The organism is Paraburkholderia humisilvae (assembly GCF_902859855.1).
GTDB classification, from domain to species: Bacteria; Pseudomonadota; Gammaproteobacteria; order Burkholderiales; family Burkholderiaceae; genus Paraburkholderia; species Paraburkholderia humisilvae.
In genome coordinates, this window is the sequence record NZ_CADIKH010000017.1 from 80,561 (window position 1) to 99,731 (window position 19,171).

Annotated in this window: 20 protein-coding genes; 10 read left to right on the plus strand and 10 right to left on the minus strand. The window is 64.8% G+C overall.

Annotated elements, in window-relative coordinates:
* Positions 1 to 33: 33 nt before the first annotated feature.
* Both ttcA and HV796_RS19265 read left to right on the plus strand, forming a co-directional pair.
* Entirely contained in the window at positions 34 to 942 is a 909-nt protein-coding gene (gene ttcA / locus HV796_RS19260; protein ID WP_175228091.1) for a tRNA 2-thiocytidine(32) synthetase TtcA, read from the plus strand.
* Between the two features lie 498 nt (positions 943 to 1,440).
* Positions 1,441 to 1,959, plus strand: a complete 519-nt coding sequence (locus tag HV796_RS19265; RefSeq protein ID WP_175228092.1) for a hypothetical protein — start codon at positions 1,441 to 1,443, stop codon at positions 1,957 to 1,959.
* A 12-nt stretch (positions 1,960 to 1,971) separates the two neighbouring features.
* Here HV796_RS19265 and HV796_RS19270 read toward each other — a convergent pair whose 3' ends face one another.
* Positions 1,972 to 2,367: a dihydroneopterin aldolase gene (locus HV796_RS19270; protein WP_175228093.1), complete on the minus strand. Its 396-nt coding sequence runs from the start codon at positions 2,365 to 2,367 to the stop codon at positions 1,972 to 1,974.
* A 149-nt stretch (positions 2,368 to 2,516) separates the two neighbouring features.
* The gene (locus HV796_RS19275) at positions 2,517 to 3,386 is read right to left on the minus strand and encodes an SDR family oxidoreductase (protein WP_175228094.1); all 870 of its coding nucleotides are present in this window, start codon (positions 3,384 to 3,386) and stop codon (positions 2,517 to 2,519) included.
* A gap of 13 nt (positions 3,387 to 3,399) precedes the next feature.
* Here HV796_RS19275 and HV796_RS19280 point away from each other — a divergent pair, with 13 nt between their 5' ends.
* Positions 3,400 to 4,587 carry a class I SAM-dependent methyltransferase gene (locus tag HV796_RS19280; protein ID WP_175228095.1) on the plus strand — a complete coding sequence of 396 codons (1,188 nt, stop codon included), beginning with the start codon at positions 3,400 to 3,402 and terminating at the stop codon, positions 4,585 to 4,587.
* Positions 4,588 to 4,602: 15 nt separating this feature from the next.
* Positions 4,603 to 4,797 carry a DUF2905 domain-containing protein gene (locus HV796_RS19285; RefSeq protein ID WP_175228096.1) on the plus strand — a complete coding sequence of 65 codons (195 nt, stop codon included), beginning with the start codon at positions 4,603 to 4,605 and terminating at the stop codon, positions 4,795 to 4,797.
* 18 nt (positions 4,798 to 4,815) lie between these two features.
* Here the strand turns inward: HV796_RS19285 and HV796_RS19290 are convergent, their stop codons facing one another.
* The 4 genes from HV796_RS19290 to HV796_RS19305 form a co-directional block, all read right to left on the minus strand.
* Positions 4,816 to 6,102 (minus strand): multifunctional CCA addition/repair protein, encoded by a 1,287-nt coding sequence (locus tag HV796_RS19290; RefSeq protein ID WP_175228097.1) that lies wholly within the window; start codon positions 6,100 to 6,102, stop codon positions 4,816 to 4,818.
* The gene (locus HV796_RS19295) at positions 6,099 to 6,746 is read right to left on the minus strand and encodes a glutathione S-transferase family protein (protein ID WP_175228098.1); all 648 of its coding nucleotides are present in this window, start codon (positions 6,744 to 6,746) and stop codon (positions 6,099 to 6,101) included. The genes HV796_RS19290 and HV796_RS19295 overlap by 4 nt, the downstream gene beginning before the upstream one ends.
* Positions 6,747 to 6,790: 44 nt before the next feature.
* Positions 6,791 to 7,744 (minus strand): complex I NDUFA9 subunit family protein, encoded by a 954-nt coding sequence (locus HV796_RS19300; protein ID WP_175228099.1) that lies wholly within the window; start codon positions 7,742 to 7,744, stop codon positions 6,791 to 6,793.
* Positions 7,745 to 7,856: 112 nt separating this feature from the next.
* Positions 7,857 to 9,824: a lytic transglycosylase domain-containing protein gene (locus HV796_RS19305; protein ID WP_175228100.1), complete on the minus strand. Its 1,968-nt coding sequence runs from the start codon at positions 9,822 to 9,824 to the stop codon at positions 7,857 to 7,859.
* Between the two features lie 20 nt (positions 9,825 to 9,844).
* On the opposite strand from HV796_RS19305, the gene HV796_RS19310 reads away from it, so the two are divergent.
* Positions 9,845 to 10,462 (plus strand): 5-formyltetrahydrofolate cyclo-ligase, encoded by a 618-nt coding sequence (locus HV796_RS19310; protein ID WP_246355931.1) that lies wholly within the window; start codon positions 9,845 to 9,847, stop codon positions 10,460 to 10,462.
* A 30-nt stretch (positions 10,463 to 10,492) separates the two neighbouring features.
* Here HV796_RS19310 and HV796_RS19315 read toward each other — a convergent pair whose 3' ends face one another.
* Positions 10,493 to 11,005, minus strand: a complete 513-nt coding sequence (locus HV796_RS19315; protein ID WP_175228102.1) for a winged helix DNA-binding protein — start codon at positions 11,003 to 11,005, stop codon at positions 10,493 to 10,495.
* Between the two features lie 185 nt (positions 11,006 to 11,190).
* On the opposite strand from HV796_RS19315, the gene pxpB reads away from it, so the two are divergent.
* The 5 genes from pxpB to HV796_RS44185 all read left to right on the plus strand — a co-directional run bounded on the left by pxpB (position 11,191) and on the right by HV796_RS44185 (position 15,839).
* Entirely contained in the window at positions 11,191 to 11,868 is a 678-nt protein-coding gene (gene pxpB, locus HV796_RS19320) for a 5-oxoprolinase subunit PxpB (protein WP_175228103.1), read from the plus strand.
* Positions 11,865 to 12,914, plus strand: a complete 1,050-nt coding sequence (locus HV796_RS19325; protein ID WP_175228104.1) for a 5-oxoprolinase subunit C family protein — start codon at positions 11,865 to 11,867, stop codon at positions 12,912 to 12,914. The genes pxpB and HV796_RS19325 overlap by 4 nt, the downstream gene beginning before the upstream one ends.
* A gap of 30 nt (positions 12,915 to 12,944) precedes the next feature.
* Complete coding sequence (gene pxpA / locus HV796_RS19330) at positions 12,945 to 13,697, plus strand: 5-oxoprolinase subunit PxpA (RefSeq protein WP_175228105.1); 753 nt, start codon at positions 12,945 to 12,947, stop codon at positions 13,695 to 13,697.
* Between the two features lie 337 nt (positions 13,698 to 14,034).
* Positions 14,035 to 15,483: a tetratricopeptide repeat protein gene (locus HV796_RS19335; RefSeq protein WP_246355932.1), complete on the plus strand. Its 1,449-nt coding sequence runs from the start codon at positions 14,035 to 14,037 to the stop codon at positions 15,481 to 15,483.
* Positions 15,480 to 15,839 (plus strand): glycosyltransferase family 9 protein, encoded by a 360-nt coding sequence (locus HV796_RS44185; RefSeq protein WP_246355933.1) that lies wholly within the window; start codon positions 15,480 to 15,482, stop codon positions 15,837 to 15,839. Before HV796_RS19335 ends, HV796_RS44185 begins: the two co-directional genes overlap by 4 nt.
* Positions 15,840 to 15,910: 71 nt before the next feature.
* Here the strand turns inward: HV796_RS44185 and HV796_RS19340 are convergent, their stop codons facing one another.
* The 3 genes from HV796_RS19340 to HV796_RS19350 are packed head-to-tail and all read right to left on the minus strand — an operon-like array spanning position 15,911 to position 19,171.
* Entirely contained in the window at positions 15,911 to 17,161 is a 1,251-nt protein-coding gene (locus HV796_RS19340; RefSeq protein WP_175228106.1) for a TraB/GumN family protein, read from the minus strand.
* On the minus strand, positions 17,154 to 18,176 hold the full coding sequence (locus HV796_RS19345) for a peptide ABC transporter ATP-binding protein (RefSeq protein ID WP_175228107.1): 1,023 nt from the start codon (positions 18,174 to 18,176) through the stop codon (positions 17,154 to 17,156). Before HV796_RS19345 ends, HV796_RS19340 begins: the two co-directional genes overlap by 8 nt.
* On the minus strand, positions 18,173 to 19,171 hold the full coding sequence (locus tag HV796_RS19350; protein ID WP_175228108.1) for an ABC transporter ATP-binding protein: 999 nt from the start codon (positions 19,169 to 19,171) through the stop codon (positions 18,173 to 18,175). The genes HV796_RS19345 and HV796_RS19350 overlap by 4 nt, the downstream gene beginning before the upstream one ends.

Consider the following 19,171-nt stretch of genomic DNA (forward strand, 5'->3'; position numbering starts at 1 on the left):
CGGCGCGCCATTCAATCCCGTTGCAGCCCCGTCATGAAAGCATCAAACAACTTTTTCCGCCTCGAAACCCGTCTGCAGTCGCAGGTCGGCAAGGCCATCCACGACTTCAACATGATCGAGGACGGCGACCGCATCCTCGCCTGCATGAGCGGCGGAAAAGACTCATACACGATGCTCTCCGTGCTGCTCGCGCTGCAGAAGCGCGCACCGGTCAAGTTCGAGATCATCGCGATGAATCTCGACCAGAAGCACCCCGGTTTTCCGGAAGAAGTGCTGCCGCGCTATTTCGAATCGATTGGCGTCGAGTATCGGATCGTCGAAGCGGACACGCATTCGATCGTCAAGGAGAAGGTGCCCGAAGGCAAGACCACCTGCTCGCTGTGCTCGCGGCTGCGCCGCGGCGTGATCTATCGCACCGCGAAGGAACTTGGCGCGAACAAGATCGCGCTCGGACATCATCGCGACGACATCATCGAGACCTTCTTCCTGAACCTGTTCTTCGGCGGCAAGATGAAGGCCATGCCGCCGAAGCTCGCGACCGATGACGGCGCACACGTCGTCATCCGGCCGTTGGCGTACTGCAAGGAAAGCGATATCGCGAGCTACGCGCGCGACATGGAATACCCGATCATTCCGTGCGACCTGTGCGGCTCGCAGGAAAACCTGCAGCGCAAGAAGGTCAAGGACATGCTGCATCAGTGGGAGCGCGAAACGCCCGGCCGCGTCGACAACGTGTTTCGCGCGCTGTCGGACGTGGTGCCGTCGCATCTGATGGACACCGGGCTGTTCGACTTCCGCGGACTTGCCACCGGGCTTGCGAAGATCGACGAGGAAGCATTGTTCGGCGATTCCTCATACACGCAGGCGGCACTGGTGTTCTCGCACTCGAGCGAGAACCGCATTGAGTTCATCCGCCCGTCGGAGCGCCCCGCCCGCGTGTGACCGACCTGCGGCATGCGACGTGCGAACCGCCTGTGAATCACCTGCACATCGCTTGCGAAGCGCTTGTGAAGCACTCGTGACCGGGTTGTGACTGTTTTATGACATTCGAATGAGCGATTTGCAACGCTGCCGTTACACGCTTATTCAACAGATCACACTTTGCGTGCTACGCAAGCAGTTTGACGCAGACTAGCCTGCGATGCTCAAACACGTGCTCCGGAAGTGCAGCTGTCCAGGACCACGTTTGCGTGCAATGGCATCATTGTTATTGCTGATCGCATACATTGAAAAAAATCGGTTCCCTTCTGCGTGCGCGCTGCATAAAGTGAGTGGCCTAGCACTCGCGCCGTCCTGACTGCTTTCATCCCACCCTCGAATAGCCAGGCTCTGCCTGCCCGACCCGGGCGACCTTGACGCGAGCTTTACCGGCGCGGACCGTTTACCCCAGTTGAATTCGCGCCGCTCGTAGTCGCTCATTGGCGTCAAAGGATCTGGAAAATGGGAAGCAGTCGGCCGAACTCGGCATTGCAGACTTTACTGCCTGAATTATGGGTATTTGCGTTGCGTCTTACGTCGACGCCCGAAGACGCGGAAAAACTGCTCGAGAGCGTGTGTCGTACGATGCTGGCCGGCGAGCACGGTCACGCGCCTTACATGTCACTGCGCGTCAACATGATGTCGTCCATGCTGCGGCGCTGGCAGCAAAAGAAGATCCGCGCGAATGAATGTACGGTCCGCGCTGCTTTATCGATCGAAGCCGACTCGGAAGTGAACCGTCGTTTGCTGCAGATTGTCGCAAGACTGCCCGATGAACAGCGGATCGCAATCATCCTGATTGAAGCCGAGCGTCTCACGCCCAACGAGGCCGCGTGGGCGTGGGGCTTGTCGACAGCGGAGCTGGAGCGGCGTCTCGCGCGGGCACACGCCGCGGTGACTAGCGCGGTCGAGAACGACGCACTGCCATCGTGTCCGTATCGCCGCACACGCTGGGCCACCACGGGCAGCACGCCCGCGTGAGCGCGTCTGAGCTCACGCGTCCTTGATCCGGAACACCTCCACACCGACTGCATCGCAGTCCGGATAAACGTCCGGCTTTTCTGTCGACACGCGCGCCGCGCGCACCTGCGGATGCGCGAGCATGATTTTGACCAGGTCGTCGCACAGGGTTTCCTGCAGATGAATATGTCCCTGCTCGACGCGGCGTGCGATCGTCGCGCGCATGAAGTCGTAGTCGACGACTTCGCGCAGCTTGTCCTCGACCGGCGTCGACATCGCGAGCGGCACGAACAGATCGACGTTGATCACCACGCGCTGCTCGCCGCGCTTTTCGAAATCGTGCACGCCGATATTGATGAACACCTCATAGTTGCGCAGGAAAAGCCGGCGACAATCGGCGAGACTCGGATGAAAGGGAGCGGGGTGCATGTTCGTTCCTGATCTGATAGTAAGCGTGCGAACACGCAAATAATGCGGCGGATAACGCACCGCGGCGGCGCCGGGTCGCGCGGCCTGTTGAACGGGCCGTCAGCCGGTATGGGGTGCTTCGTCGCGGTGCTTCCTTACCGTGTTCCCGGTTAGCTGCCAGCGAGGAACATCACGTCGCGCGGCAGCGGCACGAGGTGCTGGCCGCCGTCGACCACGAGCGTCGTGCCCGTCACGCCCGCCGCGTCGGCCAGATACAGCGCAGCGGCGACCAGATCTTCCGGACGCGACGCGCGGCCAAGCGGCGTCATCCGGTGCGCGGCGGCGAAGCTCGCCGGCGTTTGCTCCGCGGACTGCAGCGTCAAACCCGGCGCGAGCCCCACCACACGTAGCTTCGGCGCGAGCGCCTGCGCGAGCGCAACCGTCGCGGCATCGAGCGCCGCCTTCGACAGCGTGTATGACAGGTAGTCCGGGTTCATGTTGTACAGCTTCTGATCGAGCACGTTGATCACGACGCTGCGCTGCGTTTCGTCTTCATGCGCGCGGTCGGGCGTCGCATCGTGCAGCATTCGCGCGAGCACGAGCGGCGCGCCGACGTTGATCGACATCATCCGCAGCAGCTTGTCGTAGCAGACGTCGCGCGCGGTGTCCTCGTCAAACAGCGACGCGTTATTGACGATGCACACCGGGCGCCCGAGCGCCGCGGTGCAATCGGGCACGAGTCGCGCGACCTGCGTCTCGTCCGCCAGGTCCGCGTGTAACGCGACGCTGCGGCGGCCGAGTGCTTCGATTTCCGCCACCAGTTCGTCCGCTTCACTGCGCGACGCACCATAATGCGCGGCCACGTCCCAACCGCGTGCGGCGAAACCGAGTGAGAGCGCCCGTCCGATGCGACGCGCGGCGCCGGTGATCAGGACGACGCGCGCCGGCGCGGCTGCCCGCTCGCTGTGGTCGCGGTCGGCGGCTGCGGCTGCGGCTGCGGCTGCGGCTGCGGCTGAGGAAATGTCGGGACGGACGGTCATTTACAATGCGGGAATGAATCCGAAGGCTCACCAACCTGATAGTTTACCCGCTCCGGACGCCGCCGCACTCGCGCAGTCCGCCGCGCTCATCGAACTGATTCGCGCGGACCTCGACGCGGCCGGCGGCTGGCTGCCGTTCGACCGCTATATGGACCGCGCACTCTATGCGCCCCATCTTGGCTACTACAGCGGCGGCGCGGTCAAATTCGGCCGGCGCGCCGAGGACGGCAGCGATTTCATCACCGCGCCCGAACTGTCGCCTCTGTTCGCGGCAACGCTGGCGCGGCCCGTTGCGCAGGCGCTCGAAGCAAGCGGCACGCGCGACGTCATCGAGTTCGGCGCGGGCACCGGCCGGCTCGCGGCGGGATTGCTCAAGGCACTCGATGCGCATCGCGCACCGCTCGACAGCTATTCGATCGTCGACCTGTCCGGCGAGCTGCGCGAGCGCCAACAGGCGATGCTCGCGGAAGCGGTGCCGGCGCTCGTCGCGCGCGTGCGCTGGCTCCACGCATTGCCCGCCGAATTTGCCGGCGTCGTGATCGGCAACGAAGTGCTCGACGCGATGCCCGTGCGCCTCTTTGCGCATATGCATGGCACGTGGCGCGAACGCGGCGTGGTGCATCGCGACGGCGCATTCGCGTTCGAAGACCGCGCGCTGCAGTCGACGCACGATGCGGCATTTCTCGATGAAATCGAAGCCGGCGGCGACTACGTGACGGAAACCCATGAAGCGGCATGCGCGTTCACGCGCACGATCTGCAGGATGCTCACGCGCGGCGCGGCATTCTTTATCGACTACGGCTTTCCGCGCCACGAGTACTACCACGGGCAGCGCACGCAAGGCACGTTGATGTGCCACTACCGTCACCGCGCGCATGGCGATCCGTTCCTGTATCCCGGCCTGCAGGACATCACCGCGCATGTCGAATTCACCGGTATTGCGGAGGCGGGTGTCGATACCGGCGCCGATCTGCTCGGCTATACGTCGCAGGCGCGTTTCCTGATGAACGCCGGCATGACCGATGCGCTCGCCGAATTCGATCCGGCCGATGCCGCGCGCTTTCTGCCTGCGGCGAACGCGGTGCACAAGCTGTTATCCGAGGCGGAAATGGGTGAGCTCTTCAAAGTCATCGCGTTTTCCCGCGGCATTGATGGGACACTCGACGCGTTCGAGCGCGGCGACCGGTCGCATACCCTGTGAGCCGAGGAACATCCGATGATCCGCTGGCTGCTCACCACGTTTGTCGCCGTCGCGGTGCTGTCCGCATGCTGGCCGTGGCTGCGTAAGATCGGCATCGGGCGCATGCCTGGCGATGTCACGTTGCGGATCTTCGGTCGGGAGTACCCGTTTCCGTTTATGTCGACGCTGGTGCTGTCGCTTCTGCTGTCGCTGATCGCGCGGCTGCTGTGAGCGGCGGCCGCTTTCCCGCTAGCCGTTCTCGCGCGGTTCGGTGCGCTGCGTCCCGTCACTCCCGCTGTCTTTCTCGCCGATCGCCTGCGCGACTGCGCGCACGCGCGCACGATGCACCGCATCCTTGATCGCCGCGGGCTGGTTCGCGTATTCGCCGGCTATCGCGCCCGCATCGACGCTGCGCGCCGCGACCAGCGCGTCGCGCAAACGCTCGGCCTGCGGATAGTCATGCGTTTCGAAACCGAGCCGGCCGCGCGCGTCCGCTTCGCATGCCTGCAGTGCCTCGGCAAAGCGCGCCGGCTTGCGCAGTGCGTCGCTGCGCTCGAACAGCCGCACCAGCGCAGCGGCCTTCATCTCCATCACCCGGTGAATATTGCCGTGCTCGCGCGCGACCAGCACCGCGAGGTCGCGACATTCGTTCGGCACACGCAGCCGGTCGCACAACGGCTTGAGCAGATCGACGCTGCGGCCTTCGTGACCGATATGGCGCGGCAGCACATGCTCGGGCGTCGTCGCCTTGCCGAGATCGTGCGTGAGCGCGGCGAAACGCACCGGCAGCGTGTAGCCGCGCCGCGCCGCGTAGTCGACCACCATCATCACGTGCACGCCGGTGTCGACTTCCGGGTGGTAGTCGGCGCGCTGCGGCACGCCGTATAGCGCATCGATCTCCGGCAACACCCGCGCAAGCGCGCCGCCTTCACGCAGCAGATCGAACATCCGCGACGGCTTGTTCTCCATCAGCCCGCGCGACACTTCCTGCCAGACGCGCTCCGGCACCAGTGCATCGACTTCGCCGGCCGCCACCATCTGACGGATCAACGCGAGTGTTTCCGGCGCGAGCGTGAAATCGGCAAAGCGCGCAGCGAAGCGCGCGACGCGCAAAATGCGCACCGGGTCCTCGACGAACGCGTCGCCGACGTGACGGAACACGCGCGCATTCACGTCCGCCTGGCCGTTGAACGGATCGACGATCGGCCCAGTCAGTTCGCCAGTCGGGCTGACCTCCTGCGCCATCGCGTTGACGGTCAGATCGCGGCGCGCGAGGTCTTCTTCGAGCGTAACGTCCGGCGAATAAAAGAACTGGAAGCCGTGATAGCCGGCCGCCGTCTTGCGCTCGGTCCGCGCAAGCGCGTACTCCTCATGCGTGACCGGATGCAGGAACACCGGGAAATCCTTGCCGACCGGCCTGAAGCCTTGCGCGGCCATCTGCTCCGGCGTCGCGCCGACGACGACGTAATCGCGGTCCTTCACCGGCATGCCGAGCAGCTTGTCGCGGATGGCGCCGCCGACTGCGTAGATCTTCATTCGCAAGTTTCGTAGTACGCGATCGGGTGCGTCTCGCGCATCGCGTCGGCGATCCATGCCTGCACCGCTGGCGCGTCGGTCAGGCGACGCGCATAGGCCGCCGCCGGTTCGGACAATACCGGCCGCCACGTATTGAAGCGCATCACCACCGGTGCGTACATCGCATCGGCAATACCGAACTCGCCGAACAGGAACGGGCCGCCATAGGTGTCGAGACAATCGCGCCACAGCGCATCGATGCGCGCGACATCGGCGAGCGCGCCGGGCGTCGCGCCCTTGCCCGGAAACGATGCATGGATGTTCATCCACATGTTCGTACGCAGTTCGCCGAAACCCGCGTGCATTTCCGCGCTGATACTGCGCGCATGCGCGCGCGCCGCCGCATCGCGCGGCCACATCGGCGACTGCGCGAAGCGCTCGGCGAGCGTCTCCATGATCGCAACGGACTCCCAGACCGATGCGCCATCGTCGGTGATCAGGCACGGCACCTTGCCGGTCGGCGAATGTTGAAGGATCGATGCGCGCGTGTCCGGCTCGCCGAGCCACACCTTGATTTCTTCGAATGGAATGCCGAAGTGTTTCATCAGCACCCACGGGCGCATCGACCACGACGAATAGTTCTTGTCACCGATCACGAGTTTCATGCCTGGTCCCAGGAAAGAGGCGGGTCTAAGGTCGGAGTTTCGATTTATCGGCCCGCGCTCGCGCGGAACGTATTAAAACGCGAACGCAACGATGCGCCCGTCAGATACACCGGCGCGATCGACTCGATGCTCGCCGGCTCGATATCGAGTTCCGGTGCGAGCGGGCCGGTCAGTACGTTGTCGACTTTCATCGAATCGAGATTGTCGCGCGAAATGACCGGCTCGCCGGGCGCCATTTCAAAGGTCAGCGCCTGCAGACGTGCAAACGCATCGGGCAGCCGGATGATACGCGCCGGCCGGCCGATCACCGTGCCGCAATATTCCACGAGTTGTTCGAGTGTGTAGACGGCCGGACCGCCAAGCTCATACACGCGGCCGTTCGCCGCGTCGAGATCAAGCACGTTGACGATCGCCTTCGCGACATCGCCGACGAACACCGGCTGGAACTTCGCGTCGGGCATCGCCAGTGGAATAACCGGAAACACGCGCTGCAGGAACGCGAACTTGTTCAGGAACTCGTCTTCAGGTCCGAACACGACCGACGGACGGAACATCGTGGTGGCAAGCGTCGACGCGCGCACGGCTTTCTCGCCATCGCCTTTCGAACGCGTATACATACTCGGGCCTTGCGAATCGGCGCCCAGCGCGCTGACATGAATCAACCGATGCACGCCCTTGCCTTCGCAAGCCGCGACGATTTTAGTCGGCAACTCGACGTGGATTTTCGCGAACTCGGGCCCATACGGATTGCCGCGCCGCCCATGCAGCGTGCCGATCAGATTGATCACCGCGTCCGCATTCTCGACAAAGCGCGCGAGTTGCACCGGGTCGAACACATCGACTTCGAGCACGTCGATCGGCAACAGCGTCAGATGCCGCGCGTTAAAGCGGCGACGCGTCGCGACGCGCACCGTCTTGCCGAGTTCGACGAGCGCATTGATGAGATGACTGCCAATGAAACCGGAACCGCCGATCACCGCGATGGTTTGATGTCGCATTTCCGACTCCCAGTAGCATGGCTCGTAACCTGATTGGAAGCCGTGGCAATGGCTGAAACCGGAACCGCGCCTCGCGGGAATGCGACGTGCCGCGCGGCGCGCGTGGCGCTGTTTACGGTGCGATGTAACCCAAACGCGCCTTCAGCGATTGCGGACGGCCTTCGAACAGCGCCGCATAGTAGACCGTGTTGGACAGCACGTTTTTCACGTAGTCGCGTGTTTCCTGGAAGGGAATCGCTTCCGCGAAAATCGCGCCCTCGACAGGGTGCTGCAACGACTCCCGCCAGTTGCGCGGGCGGCCGGGACCCGCGTTGTAACCGGCGGTGGCAAGCACCGCGGACCCGTCGAATTCATTGTAGATCATCGACAGATAGTTCGTGCCGAGCAGGATATTCGTGTTGATATCGTTCATCTGCTCGCGCGTGATCGGGCCGAGGCCGATCTTCTTCGCGACCAGTTGCGCGGTGCCGGGCATCAACTGCATCAGACCGCTCGCACCCACCTCGGAGCGTGCATTCAGGATAAAACGCGACTCCTGGCGAATCAGACCGTACGCCCATTCGACATCGAGCCCATTCGACTGCGCATCGCGCTCGACGATGTCGCGAAACGGCGACAGGTAACGCAGCGAGAAGTCGTGTTCGGCCTTCGTGCGGTCCGCGGTGTTCACGGTGCGGTCGTACAACTCGATCCGGCGCGCGTACTCGGCTGCCGCGAGCAGTTGCCGGTCGCTCATCGTGCGCAAAGGCCAGTTCCATTCGCGATTGCCTTCGAGCCGCAGGTTCAGTTGGTAGAAACGCTGCGCAAGCGCAAAGCCCGGCGTGTTCGCTGCCTGTTGCACTTCGGCGTCGGTGACGGTCGTTTTCGGTGGCACCGTGATCTTCTGGCCCAGTTCTTCGCTCGCCAGCTGGCCGTAGAAATTGAAGCCCGACGCGATCTGCCCGAATTCCTGGTTTGCCTGCGCCGTATCGCCCGCCTGCTTCAACGCCCGACCATGCCAGTACACCCACGCGGGCTGGCTGCGCAGCGGCGCGGGCATTTGCTCGATTGACCAGCGCACCATTGTCCAGTCGCCGGCAAGCAGCGCCGTGCGCGTGCGCCATTCGTAAGCCGGGTTCGACAGCGGCGCGTTCGCCGACAGCCGATACCAGTCGACCGCGCTCGGCATCTGCTTCGACGCCGCCTGATAGGCGATCGTGCCCCAGCCGATCGCGCGCTCCGGCGTGGTCAGCGACGGCGCGATCGAGCTGAAGGTTGCGGCAGCGGTCGCCGGATCGTTGCGCGCCATCCGGGTGATCGCGAGCAGCGCCAGCTGATGCGACTGCGGGTCGGCGCCGACGCCGCGCGCGAGCAGGAGCGGCGGCGTGCTCGCCGCCTGATTGAAGAGGTCGGGGTCGGGCCGCTGGTTGCCGAGCGCGTCGACAAGCTTCGCGCCCGTGTTCGTCTGGTTCTGCTCGTAAGCGAGACGGATCAGTTGCCACACGTCATCGCTCGTGAACTGCTGGTTGATCGCCAGTGCGGTGACCAGGTCGACGCAGCCATCGCCATAATTGCGCGGCTCGACGAGCACCGCGCGCGCCGCATCCGCGACGTTCTCGCCATGCGCCGCGCGCGATTCGAGCGCGTAGCACTTCACCTGCGTATCGTCGTTCAACACGAAGCGTGCGTATTGATCGTCGAAGTTGCGCCAGTCATGCCGTGCGCCCAGCACGACCAGATAGTCGTTGCGCAGCCGGTCCGCGATGGCCTGCCCATCGTACTTCTGCAGGAACGCAAGCACCGGTGCATCCGGCGCGTCGATGCGCGCATGCCCCGACGAATCGAACAGTTGCGGCTTTAACTGAAAGTATTCGAGGTACGACGGCGCCGGGTAGTCCGGAATCATTGCGGCCAATTGCGCCGCGCGGACCGGATCGTTATTGCGCGCGGCTTCGCGCAGTTGAACGAAAATCTGGTCGTCGTTGGTGAGCTGGGAAAGCGGGACGGGCTTCACGGCGGACGCCGTGCTGCATGCGACGAGCGCCGCCGCGGCAAGCGCCAGACCAACCGCGCGATATACTCGGAAGAGGCGTGTGGACATCGTTGTTTCTGGAGCGCGAATTGAACGAAAGCATAGCATGCAACCCTGTGGCCAAATCATCGAAAAAGGCGCTGCGCAGCGCATTATTCGAAGCACGGCTGCATGCGAGTCGCGATCCGGATGTCAGCGCCGCATTGAGCCGGCGGCTGCTCGAGATGTTGAAGCGTCATGCGCCGCGGCGGGTCGGCTTCTATTGGCCGCTCGCAGGCGAGTTCGATGCGCGTGGCGCGATTGCGACATGGCTCGCGCTCGATGACACCCGCGAAGCCTGCTTGCCGGTCATCATGCAACGCGGCGCGCCGCTCGCGTTTCATGCGTGGACGCCCGCTATGCCGATGAAGGTAGGCGAACATCGCATTCCCGTGCCCGCGTCGGCCCGCGATCTGATGCCCGACCTGGTATTGGTGCCGTGCGTCGGCTTCGATGAGGATGGCTACCGTCTCGGTTACGGCGGCGGCTATTACGATCGCACGCTCGCCGGCTGGCGTGTCGCCGGCGTCACGCCCATCGCGATCGGCGTTGCGTTCGAAGCATGCAAGACCGCCGCGCTGCCGCGCGAGCCGCATGACCTTCCGCTTGACGCGATCATTACCGACGCCGGCTGCTACCCGAGCGGCAACGGCCCGGCGGGTAATTGAAAGGTCTCCTCTTCGTCTTGTCCCGTCTTCTTACAGTGAGGCCGCCGCGCGCGCAGCGGTGTCGTAGAGTCCGGACGCGTTGCGCATCAGTTGCGCGGCTTCGCCGATCTGCTGATTGGTCAAACCGCTTTCGCGCAGCGTCGCGATCAGGCAGCTCTCGCGCACCTCGCGGTATCTGAAACAGAGGTCGCGTCCTGCGTCGGTCGCCGAAAAGAACACTTCCTTGCCGGTCTTTTCGCTTTTTACATAACCTCTAGCTACGAGTTTTTTCAGCGCATAGGTGGCGACATGCGTGTCTTCGATGTTCAGCACGAAGCAGATGTCCGCCAGTTTCTTGCGGCGCTCGCGATGACTGACGTGATGCAGCAGCGACACTTCGATCGCGGTCATGTCCTTTTCGCCCGCAGCCGACATGCAGCGGACCATCCACCGGTTGAACGCATTGCTCGCCATGGTCAGCGCGTATTCGAGTTCCGAAAGCTCAGCGCTTTCGTCAGAAACGAGGTGTTCCGATGAGACGATTTTGGTGGGATGACGCGCCATTGGAGATTCTCGGAATGCGGCCTGAAAGGTCACCCAGTGTACGACTCACGCTATCCGATGAAAGCCTGGCGAAAACGCTCATGGAGAATTTGTCGAGAATTTCGTGAGAATGTACGCTATCCAATCCGAATGAAAACGCAGCGGGTCGGTTGTTTGCGCACCCACACTGACGATCGACGCGACCCATGAGCCTATCGACGCGCCCCCCCTCCAACCCTCCGCGCATCTACGCGTTTGGCGACACGGCACTCGTCTGCGAAGCGCCGCCGCCCGCGACGCTCGACTGCCAGCGGCGCGTCTGGGCCGCGGCACAGGCCGCGCGCACATGGCCGCATGTGCGCGAAGTGGTGCCAGGCATGAACAACCTGACGCTCACGTTCGATCCGCTCGAAGCGAACCGCGACGCGCTCGCCGAACAGTTGCGCGTCGCATGGGACGCCGCTGACGACGCGCCGGCGCCCGATCGCGAGGTCGAGATACCGGTTCACTACGGTGGCGCGTTCGGGCCGGACCTCGATGGGGTCGCGGCGCATACCGGCCTATCCGCGCAAGAGGTTGTGCAGCGTCATGCGCGAGCCCAGTACGTTGTGTTCTTTCTCGGCTTTCAGCCCGGCTTCGCCTATCTGGGTGGACTCGACGTAGCGCTGCACACGCCGCGCCACGCACAGCCGCGGCTCGAAGTACCGGCCGGCTCGGTCGGCATCGGCGGTGCGCAGACGGGCGTCTATCCGTCGACCTCGCCGGGCGGCTGGCAACTGATCGGCCGCACGATGCTGCCGCTGTTCGATCCGGCACGCACACCGCCGACGCTGCTGCAGCCCGGCGATCGCGTGCGCTTTACGATCGCGGAGATGCTCGCATGATCGACGTGATCCGCGCGGGCCTGCTGACCTCGGTACAGGACCTCGGCCGCCACGGCTACCGGCACCTGGGCGTCGCGATGGGCGGCGCGCTCGACCGGCTGGCGCTCGAAGTCGGCAACCGGCTGGTCGGCAACCGGCCCGATGCGGCCGGCCTCGAAATCACGTTCGGCCTAGCCGTGCTGCGCTTTCTGCGCGCGACGCGCATTGCGATCACCGGCAGCGAGTTCGGCGCGACGCTCGACGGCGCGCCGGTCTATTCGTGGTGGAGCCTGCCGGTGCAGGCAGGCCAGGCGCTCACGCTCAATGCCGCGCGGCGCGGCATGCGCGGCTATGTGTGTGTCGCCGGCGGCATCGACGTGCTACCGGTGCTCGGCTCACGCAGCACCGACCTTGGCGCCGGCTTCGGCGGCCTGGGCGGACGCGCGCTGCGCGACGGCGACCGGCTGCCGGTCGGCGTGCCGGCCTCGCGCGCACGCGGCCTTGGCCCGGATGCGCCCGAGTTCGGCGTCAAGGCGCCCGAGTGGTGCAAATTCAATCAGGTCGACGAGCCCGCGCGACGCGGCCGGCAAGCGTCGGGCGCCACGTGGGCGCCACCGGTCCGCGTACTGCCTGGGCCCGAGTACGATGGCTTCACCGACGCCGCGCACGACGCGTTCTGGTCCGATGAATGGCTCGTCACACCGAACAGCAACCGGATGGGCTTTCGGCTTGCGGGCACCGTGCTCGAGCGCCAACAGAAAATCGATCTGCTGTCGCATGCGGTAATGCCCGGCACGATTCAGGTGCCGCCGAACGGCCAGCCCATCCTTCTGATGAGCGACGCGCAAACGACGGGCGGCTATCCGAAGATCGGTTCGGTGATCCACGCGGACCTGTGGAAGCTTGCGCAGATCCGGCTCAATAGCGCGGTCCGCTTTATCCTGGCCACGCCGCATGAGGCGCGCACCGCGCTACTCGAAGAACGGCGATACCTGCGGCAAATCGACGCCGCGATTGCCATGCATGAAGAACGCTGCGCGCGCGAGTTGCCGCTCACCGCGGTATGACACGCACGGCGTGAGGAAGTGAGGAACATCATGGAAATCGATCTGAACGCCGATCTCGGCGAAGGCTGTGACTCCGACGAAGCGCTGCTCGATCTCGTCAGCTCGGCGAATATCGCGTGCGGCTGGCATGCGGGCGGCGCAAACGCGATGCGCGAATGTGTGCGCTGGGCGGTGCAAAAAGGCGTGTCGATCGGCGCGCATCCGAGCTTCAATGATCCGGAAAATTTCGGCCGCAAGGAGATGGATGTGCCGCCCGGCGATATCTATGCGGGCGTGCTGTATCAGCTCGGCGCGTTGTCGGCGATCGCCCTGGCCGAGGGGGGCCGTATTGCGCACGTGAAACCGCACGGCGCGCTGTACAACCAGGCGGCGCGGGAAGCGCGCATCGCCGATGCGATCGCATGCGCGGTGCACGACTTCGATCCGTCGGTCGCCATATTTGCGCTCGCGAACAGCGGGCTCGTCACGGCCGCGCGTGAAGCGGGGCTCGTCGCGATCGAAGAAGTGTTCGCGGACCGCGGCTATCGCGCGGACGGCTCGCTCGTGCCGCGCAAGGAGCCGGGCGCGCTGCTCGACGACGAAGACGCCGTGCTCGAGCGCACGCTGACGATGGTGCGCGAGCAACGCGTGCAGGCGGTCGACGGCCAGTGGGTGCAGATCAACGCGCAGACCCTCTGCCTGCACGGCGACGGGCCGCACGCGCTTGCGTTCGCGCGGCGCATTCGTCGCGCGCTGGAAGACGCCGGAATCGGCGTGCATGCGGCGGCGGGCTTGCGCGCGTGAGAACCCGCAATGGCCATAACCCGTCGTACGCGATGTGACGCCTGGGCCGTCACCTGTGCGGTTCATGATCTGTCGTGATCCGTGAGCGACAAGCCCTCGATCGATGCGACGGCGCGGGGCGGGGCGGGGGCGGGGGCGCGGCAAAACGACCCGGCGCGATGACTTCGATTAATGAGACAAGCGCGATCAGCGCGCGGATCGCGAAATAAGAAACGCGTCGATATTTAGGATGTGTCCGATGCAACGCGGAACGCGTCGCACATAACCTTGTGGGCATTCGAAATCCACCACACGGCGCGTGCGTGAGCCATGCGCCGGCTCCCAGCCCAGATCCGCGATGGCCTCCCCTTCTGACACGACCCCACGTGCCGACCGCACGCCTTCCACGTCTCCTTCTTGTCCCACGGCCCTCGCGTTCGCCCTCGAAGCGCACCGCGCGGGCCGCCTCGACGACGCCGAAGCACTCTATCGCGAAGCGCTCGCAAGCGTGCCCGATCATCCTGACGCACTGCACTACTACGGCGTACTGCTGCATCAGCGCGGCGACCATTGCAGCGCGGCCACCCTGCTCGATCGCGCACTGGTGCTCGATGCGTCGAATGCCGAATGCTGGAGCAATCGCGGCCTCGTTGCAGCGGCAAGCGGTCAGCGCGAACTGTCGCTGCACTGCTACCGCCACGCGCTGCAACTGAAGCCCGCATTCGCCGATGCGCATAACAATCTCGCGGTCGCACTCCAGTCACACGGCGCGCTCGACGAAGCGGTCGAGCACTATCGCCGCGCGCTTGCAGTCGACCCATCGCATGTCGATGTACACGTCAATCTCGGTTCGGCGCTTAACAAGCTCGGCCATCACGACGACGCATATGCGCACTATCGCATCGCGTTGTCGCTCGATCCGCATTCCGCGCAAGCCCACTTCAACGCGGGCAATGCGCGGCAGGCGCACGGCGATTTCGCGGCTGCGGCGGATCACTTCCGGCGCGCAATCGCCGCAGCTCCCGCGTTCGCCGATGCCTATGTGAATCTTGGCACCGCGCTTGGCAAGCTCGGTGAGTACAAGGAAGCGGAACAGCACTATCGGCAAGCCGTCGCACTGAACGGCAATGCGACGAACCTTGTCTGCCTCGGCGCATCGCTCGGCGCGCAGGGACGCCATGACGAAGAGGAACCGTTCTATCAGGCGGCGCTGGCGCTCGAACCGGACCAGCCGGATGCCCATCAGAATCTCGCATGGCTATACCTGAAGCGGGGCGACTACCCGCGTGGCTGGGCCGAATACGCGAAGCGCTGGCGCGCGAGCGACTACGAAGCGATCGCGGTCGAAGGCATCCCTGAATGGCGCGGCGAGCCGCTCAACGGCAAGCGGATTCTGCTCGTGCGCGAGCAGGGCTTCGGCGACCAGTTCCAGTTCCTGCGCTACGCACAGGTGCTCGCGGAGCGCGGCGCAAGCGTCGACGTCTGCGTGCGCGCGCCGTTGCTCGAGCTCACGCAGCGCGTGCCGGGCGTGCGCCGTGCATGGACCGGCACGCCGGGCGGCGACTACGACTTCTGGGTCTCGCTGATGAGCGTCCCGTCGTGCATCGGCACCGAACTGCATACGATCCCGGCCGCCGTGCCCTATCTGTTTGCCGATCCGGTCAAGGCCGCGCACTGTCGCGCACGCTTGCGCGACACGGTCGGCGCGCAGCCCAGGTCGGTCTTGTGTGGGCCGGCAGTCCGACCTTCGGTAACGATCGCTATCGTTCGATGCCGCTTGCCTCACTCGCGCCTTTGTGCGAGATGACTGATATCGCATGGCTCAATCTGCAAAAGGGCGCCGCGCGTGAGCAGATGGGCACGTTGCCCGACGCGATCCGTCCGCTCGACTTCACCGCCGAGCTTAACGACTTCGCGGACACGGCCGCATTGATCGACAACCTCGATCTCGTGATTACCGTCGATACCGCGGTTGCCCATCTGACCGGCGCAATGGGCAAGCCGGTGTGGGTGATGTTGCCGGCGAATTCGGACTGGCGCTGGCTCGAGAAGCGCAGCGACTCGCCCTGGTATCCGACTGCGCGGCTGTTCCGGCAAACGACGCTTGGCGATTGGGCGCCGGTGGTCCGCAGCGTACGCGATGCGCTGATACGCGGGAGATAGAAACACCCGGGATCAAGCGGGATAAACCGGAATCAGCCAGCCCGACCCGCGTGGCAATGCCCGAGCCTGCGTCAACTCGGCTCGACCACGAACCCGCGCTGCCGCAGCAGCTGCAGCACGCCGTTGGGGCCGCCCAGATGCAACGCGCCGATTGCGACAAACACGGGCTTGTTTGGCGCCGCGATGGCGACCATCCGCGCGACAAAGCGACGATTGCGTTCATACAAAATCTTGTTGTCGATCGACGCGGAAACTTGAGGATCGCGTGCCAGCTTTTCCGACTTCGCGACTTCCCATGCCGCAATCGCATCGGCATCGCCGACGCGCCACAGCCGATGCAACGTCTGCACATCGGCGACGTTCTCCGCCGGCGTTTGCACGAGATCCTGCGCGAGCATTTCGCGCTGCTGCGCAAGCGTGAGACCGGTAAACGCGCGCATCTGCTCGGCAAGCGTCTCCAGCCCGACGATCTTCCCGCGCTGATGCAAGTACACATTCTGCAGTTGCGCCTCGGTGCCGTATTCGGTCTGCAGCCCGGCGCTCAGTGAATCGTAGGTCTCGACGAGCAGCGACGCGAGCCAGGGCCGCATCTTCCTGATCTCGTCGAGCGCGGCGGGGTTGTCGCGCAAGCGCATCTCGAGCTTGCGCCAAAGCGGATCGGGCAACAGGCGCGGCAAGCACGGATACCGGCAGACGCCGTACTTCGACACATCGTCCTGCGAGACGAGCAGGTCGTCCGGAGACAACTCGAGCGCTAGGGTCGGCGACGCGGCGAGCGCCGCGAGAATCGGCCGCCGGAAGGGTTGCGCGGGCGGATAGTCGACCGGGTCGCCGACATGCAGCGTGCCGAGGATGTAAAGGGTCGTCGTCCCGCGCGTGGCGACGTAGAACGGCATGCGGGCCGGTTCGGGCCGCACCGGCCCGCCCGTGCTGGTGCCCGAGGCCGCTGGCGCGGCGGGCTGCGCTGTAGCCGGCGACGCAGCGCGCGGCGGCACGGCTGGCGAATGCGGGACCGGCAACGCCGGGCGCCCGCCTTGCAGGTTCGTATTTGGCCCGTCCCCGGCGGCGAACGCGGTCGAGACCGGCGACCACGCGGTGAGCCGGGCCGGCACCACCACATTCAGGCTGCAACACACGACGGACAGCGCGGCCCATAAGCACCACCGCGCAAGCTTCAACGTGACGAGCTGCACGACCCACCGCGTCCACGAGCGCAGCACGGCAATCATGCGATCTTCACACACCGCGCAGGCAACGCGCTCGACCCAGCGCCGCCCAATGCAGCGACGCGCCGGGCAGCGCGCCGCGGCCGTTTCAGGCATCCGCGTCCCCCACCTCCTCGGCGCGGTGACACGACACCTGACGGCCATCCACTTCACGCAGCTTCGGTTCCTCCTGACGGCACCGGTCGATCGCATACGGGCAACGCTGATGGAATGTACACCCCGACGGTGGATTCAGCGGCGACGGCATTTCGCCTTGCAGCTTGATGCGGATCCGTCGGTCCGCTTCGAAGATCGACGGCGTGGCAGACATCAGCGCCCGCGTATACGGATGCCGCGGCCGTTCGAAGATGGTTCTATTGTCGCCGAGTTCGGCGACCCCGCCGAAATACATCACCATCACATCGTCAGCGATATGCTCAACCACCGCCAGATTGTGCGAGATAAACACGTAGCTCGTCTTAAATTCTTCTTGTAAATCCATAAACAGATTAAGAATCTGTGCCTGGATCGATACGTCGAGCGCGGATACCGGTTCGTCGGCGACGACAATCTGCGGATCGAGGATCATCGCGCGCGCGATCGCGACACGCTGCCGCTGGCCGCCGGAGAACATATGCGGGTAGCGCTTCGCATGTTCGGGCCGCAAGCCGACGGTGCGCATCATATGCGCGATCCGCTCGGCGCGTTCGGTCGAGGTGAGCGGCGTGTTGATCGCGAGCGGTTCGCCGAGCGTTTGCTCGACCGTCTTGCGCGGGTTCAAAGACGCAAACGGGTTCTGGAACACCATCTGCACGCGCCGGCGCAGCGCGGCGATTTTCGCGTGATCGGCGCCGGCCACGTCCTGGCCGTCGATCAGCAGACGCCCCGAGGTGGGCGCTTCGATCATGGTCAGCTGGCGCGCGAGCGTCGATTTGCCGCAGCCGGACTCGCCGACCACCGCAAGCGTGCGCCCGCGCGTGAGCGCAAACGACACGCCGTTGAGCGCTTTCACGGTGCCGTGGCCGAACATGCCGCGCTTCACGTCATAGTGCTTCGCCAGCTGATCGGCGACGAGCACCGCATCGCCTTCGGCATGGGCTGTCGGGCGCCGCGTTTCAGGTACTGCGTTCATCGTGCGCCTCCGTGTTGAATGGCATCCGCGGCGAGGTTCAGCGGCTTGATGCAGCGAACGCGGACCGCGTCGCCATGATTCGGCAAGCCGTCCAGCGCCGGACGCGCTTTCATGCAGTCGTCGACGACGTACTTGCAGCGCGGCGCGAACAGACAACCCTTCGGCCGGTCGTCGCGCCCCGGCACGAGGCCAGGCAAGGCGGCGAGCCGCACCGCGCCGACGTTGTGCTCGGGAATCGCCGCGAGCAGCGCTTCGGTGTACGGATGATGCGGCGCCGAGAAGATATCGGGCACGCGGTTCGTTTCAATCATTTCGCCTGCGTACATCACCGCGACCCGCTGCGCGACTTCCGACACGACCGCGAGATCGTGCGAAATCAGCACGAGCGCCATGCCGCGCTCTTTCTGCAACTGCACGAGCAGTTGCATGATCTGCGCCTGGATCGTCACATCGAGCGCGGTGGTCGGTTCGTCGGCAATCAGCAGCTTCGGATTGCAGGCGACCGCCATCGCGATCATCACGCGCTGGTTCATCCCGCCGGACATCTGATGCGGAAACGATGCAATGCGGTTCTTCGCGTCCGGAATGCCGACCTGATCGAGCAGTTCGAGCGCGCGCCGGTTCAGCGCATCGCCGCGCAGTCCTTCGTGCAGCTTCAGCACTTCCTTGATCTGATAGCCGACCGTGTAACTCGGGTTCAGGCTCGTCAGCGCGTCCTGAAACACCATCGCGATGTCTTTGCCGATGATTTTCCGGCGTTCCTTCGGCGATGCCGTGAGCAGATTCTTGCCGTCGAACCTGATCTCGTCGGCGCTCACCTTGCCGGGCGCGTCGATCAGGCCCATCAGCGCCATCATCGTCACGCTCTTGCCCGAGCCCGATTCGCCGACCACGCCGACCACTTCGCCCGGCGCGACATTCAGGTTGACGCGGTCGACAGCGGGCAGGCCGCCGAAGTCCACCGCGAGATTGCGGATGGTCAATAGATCGTTCAT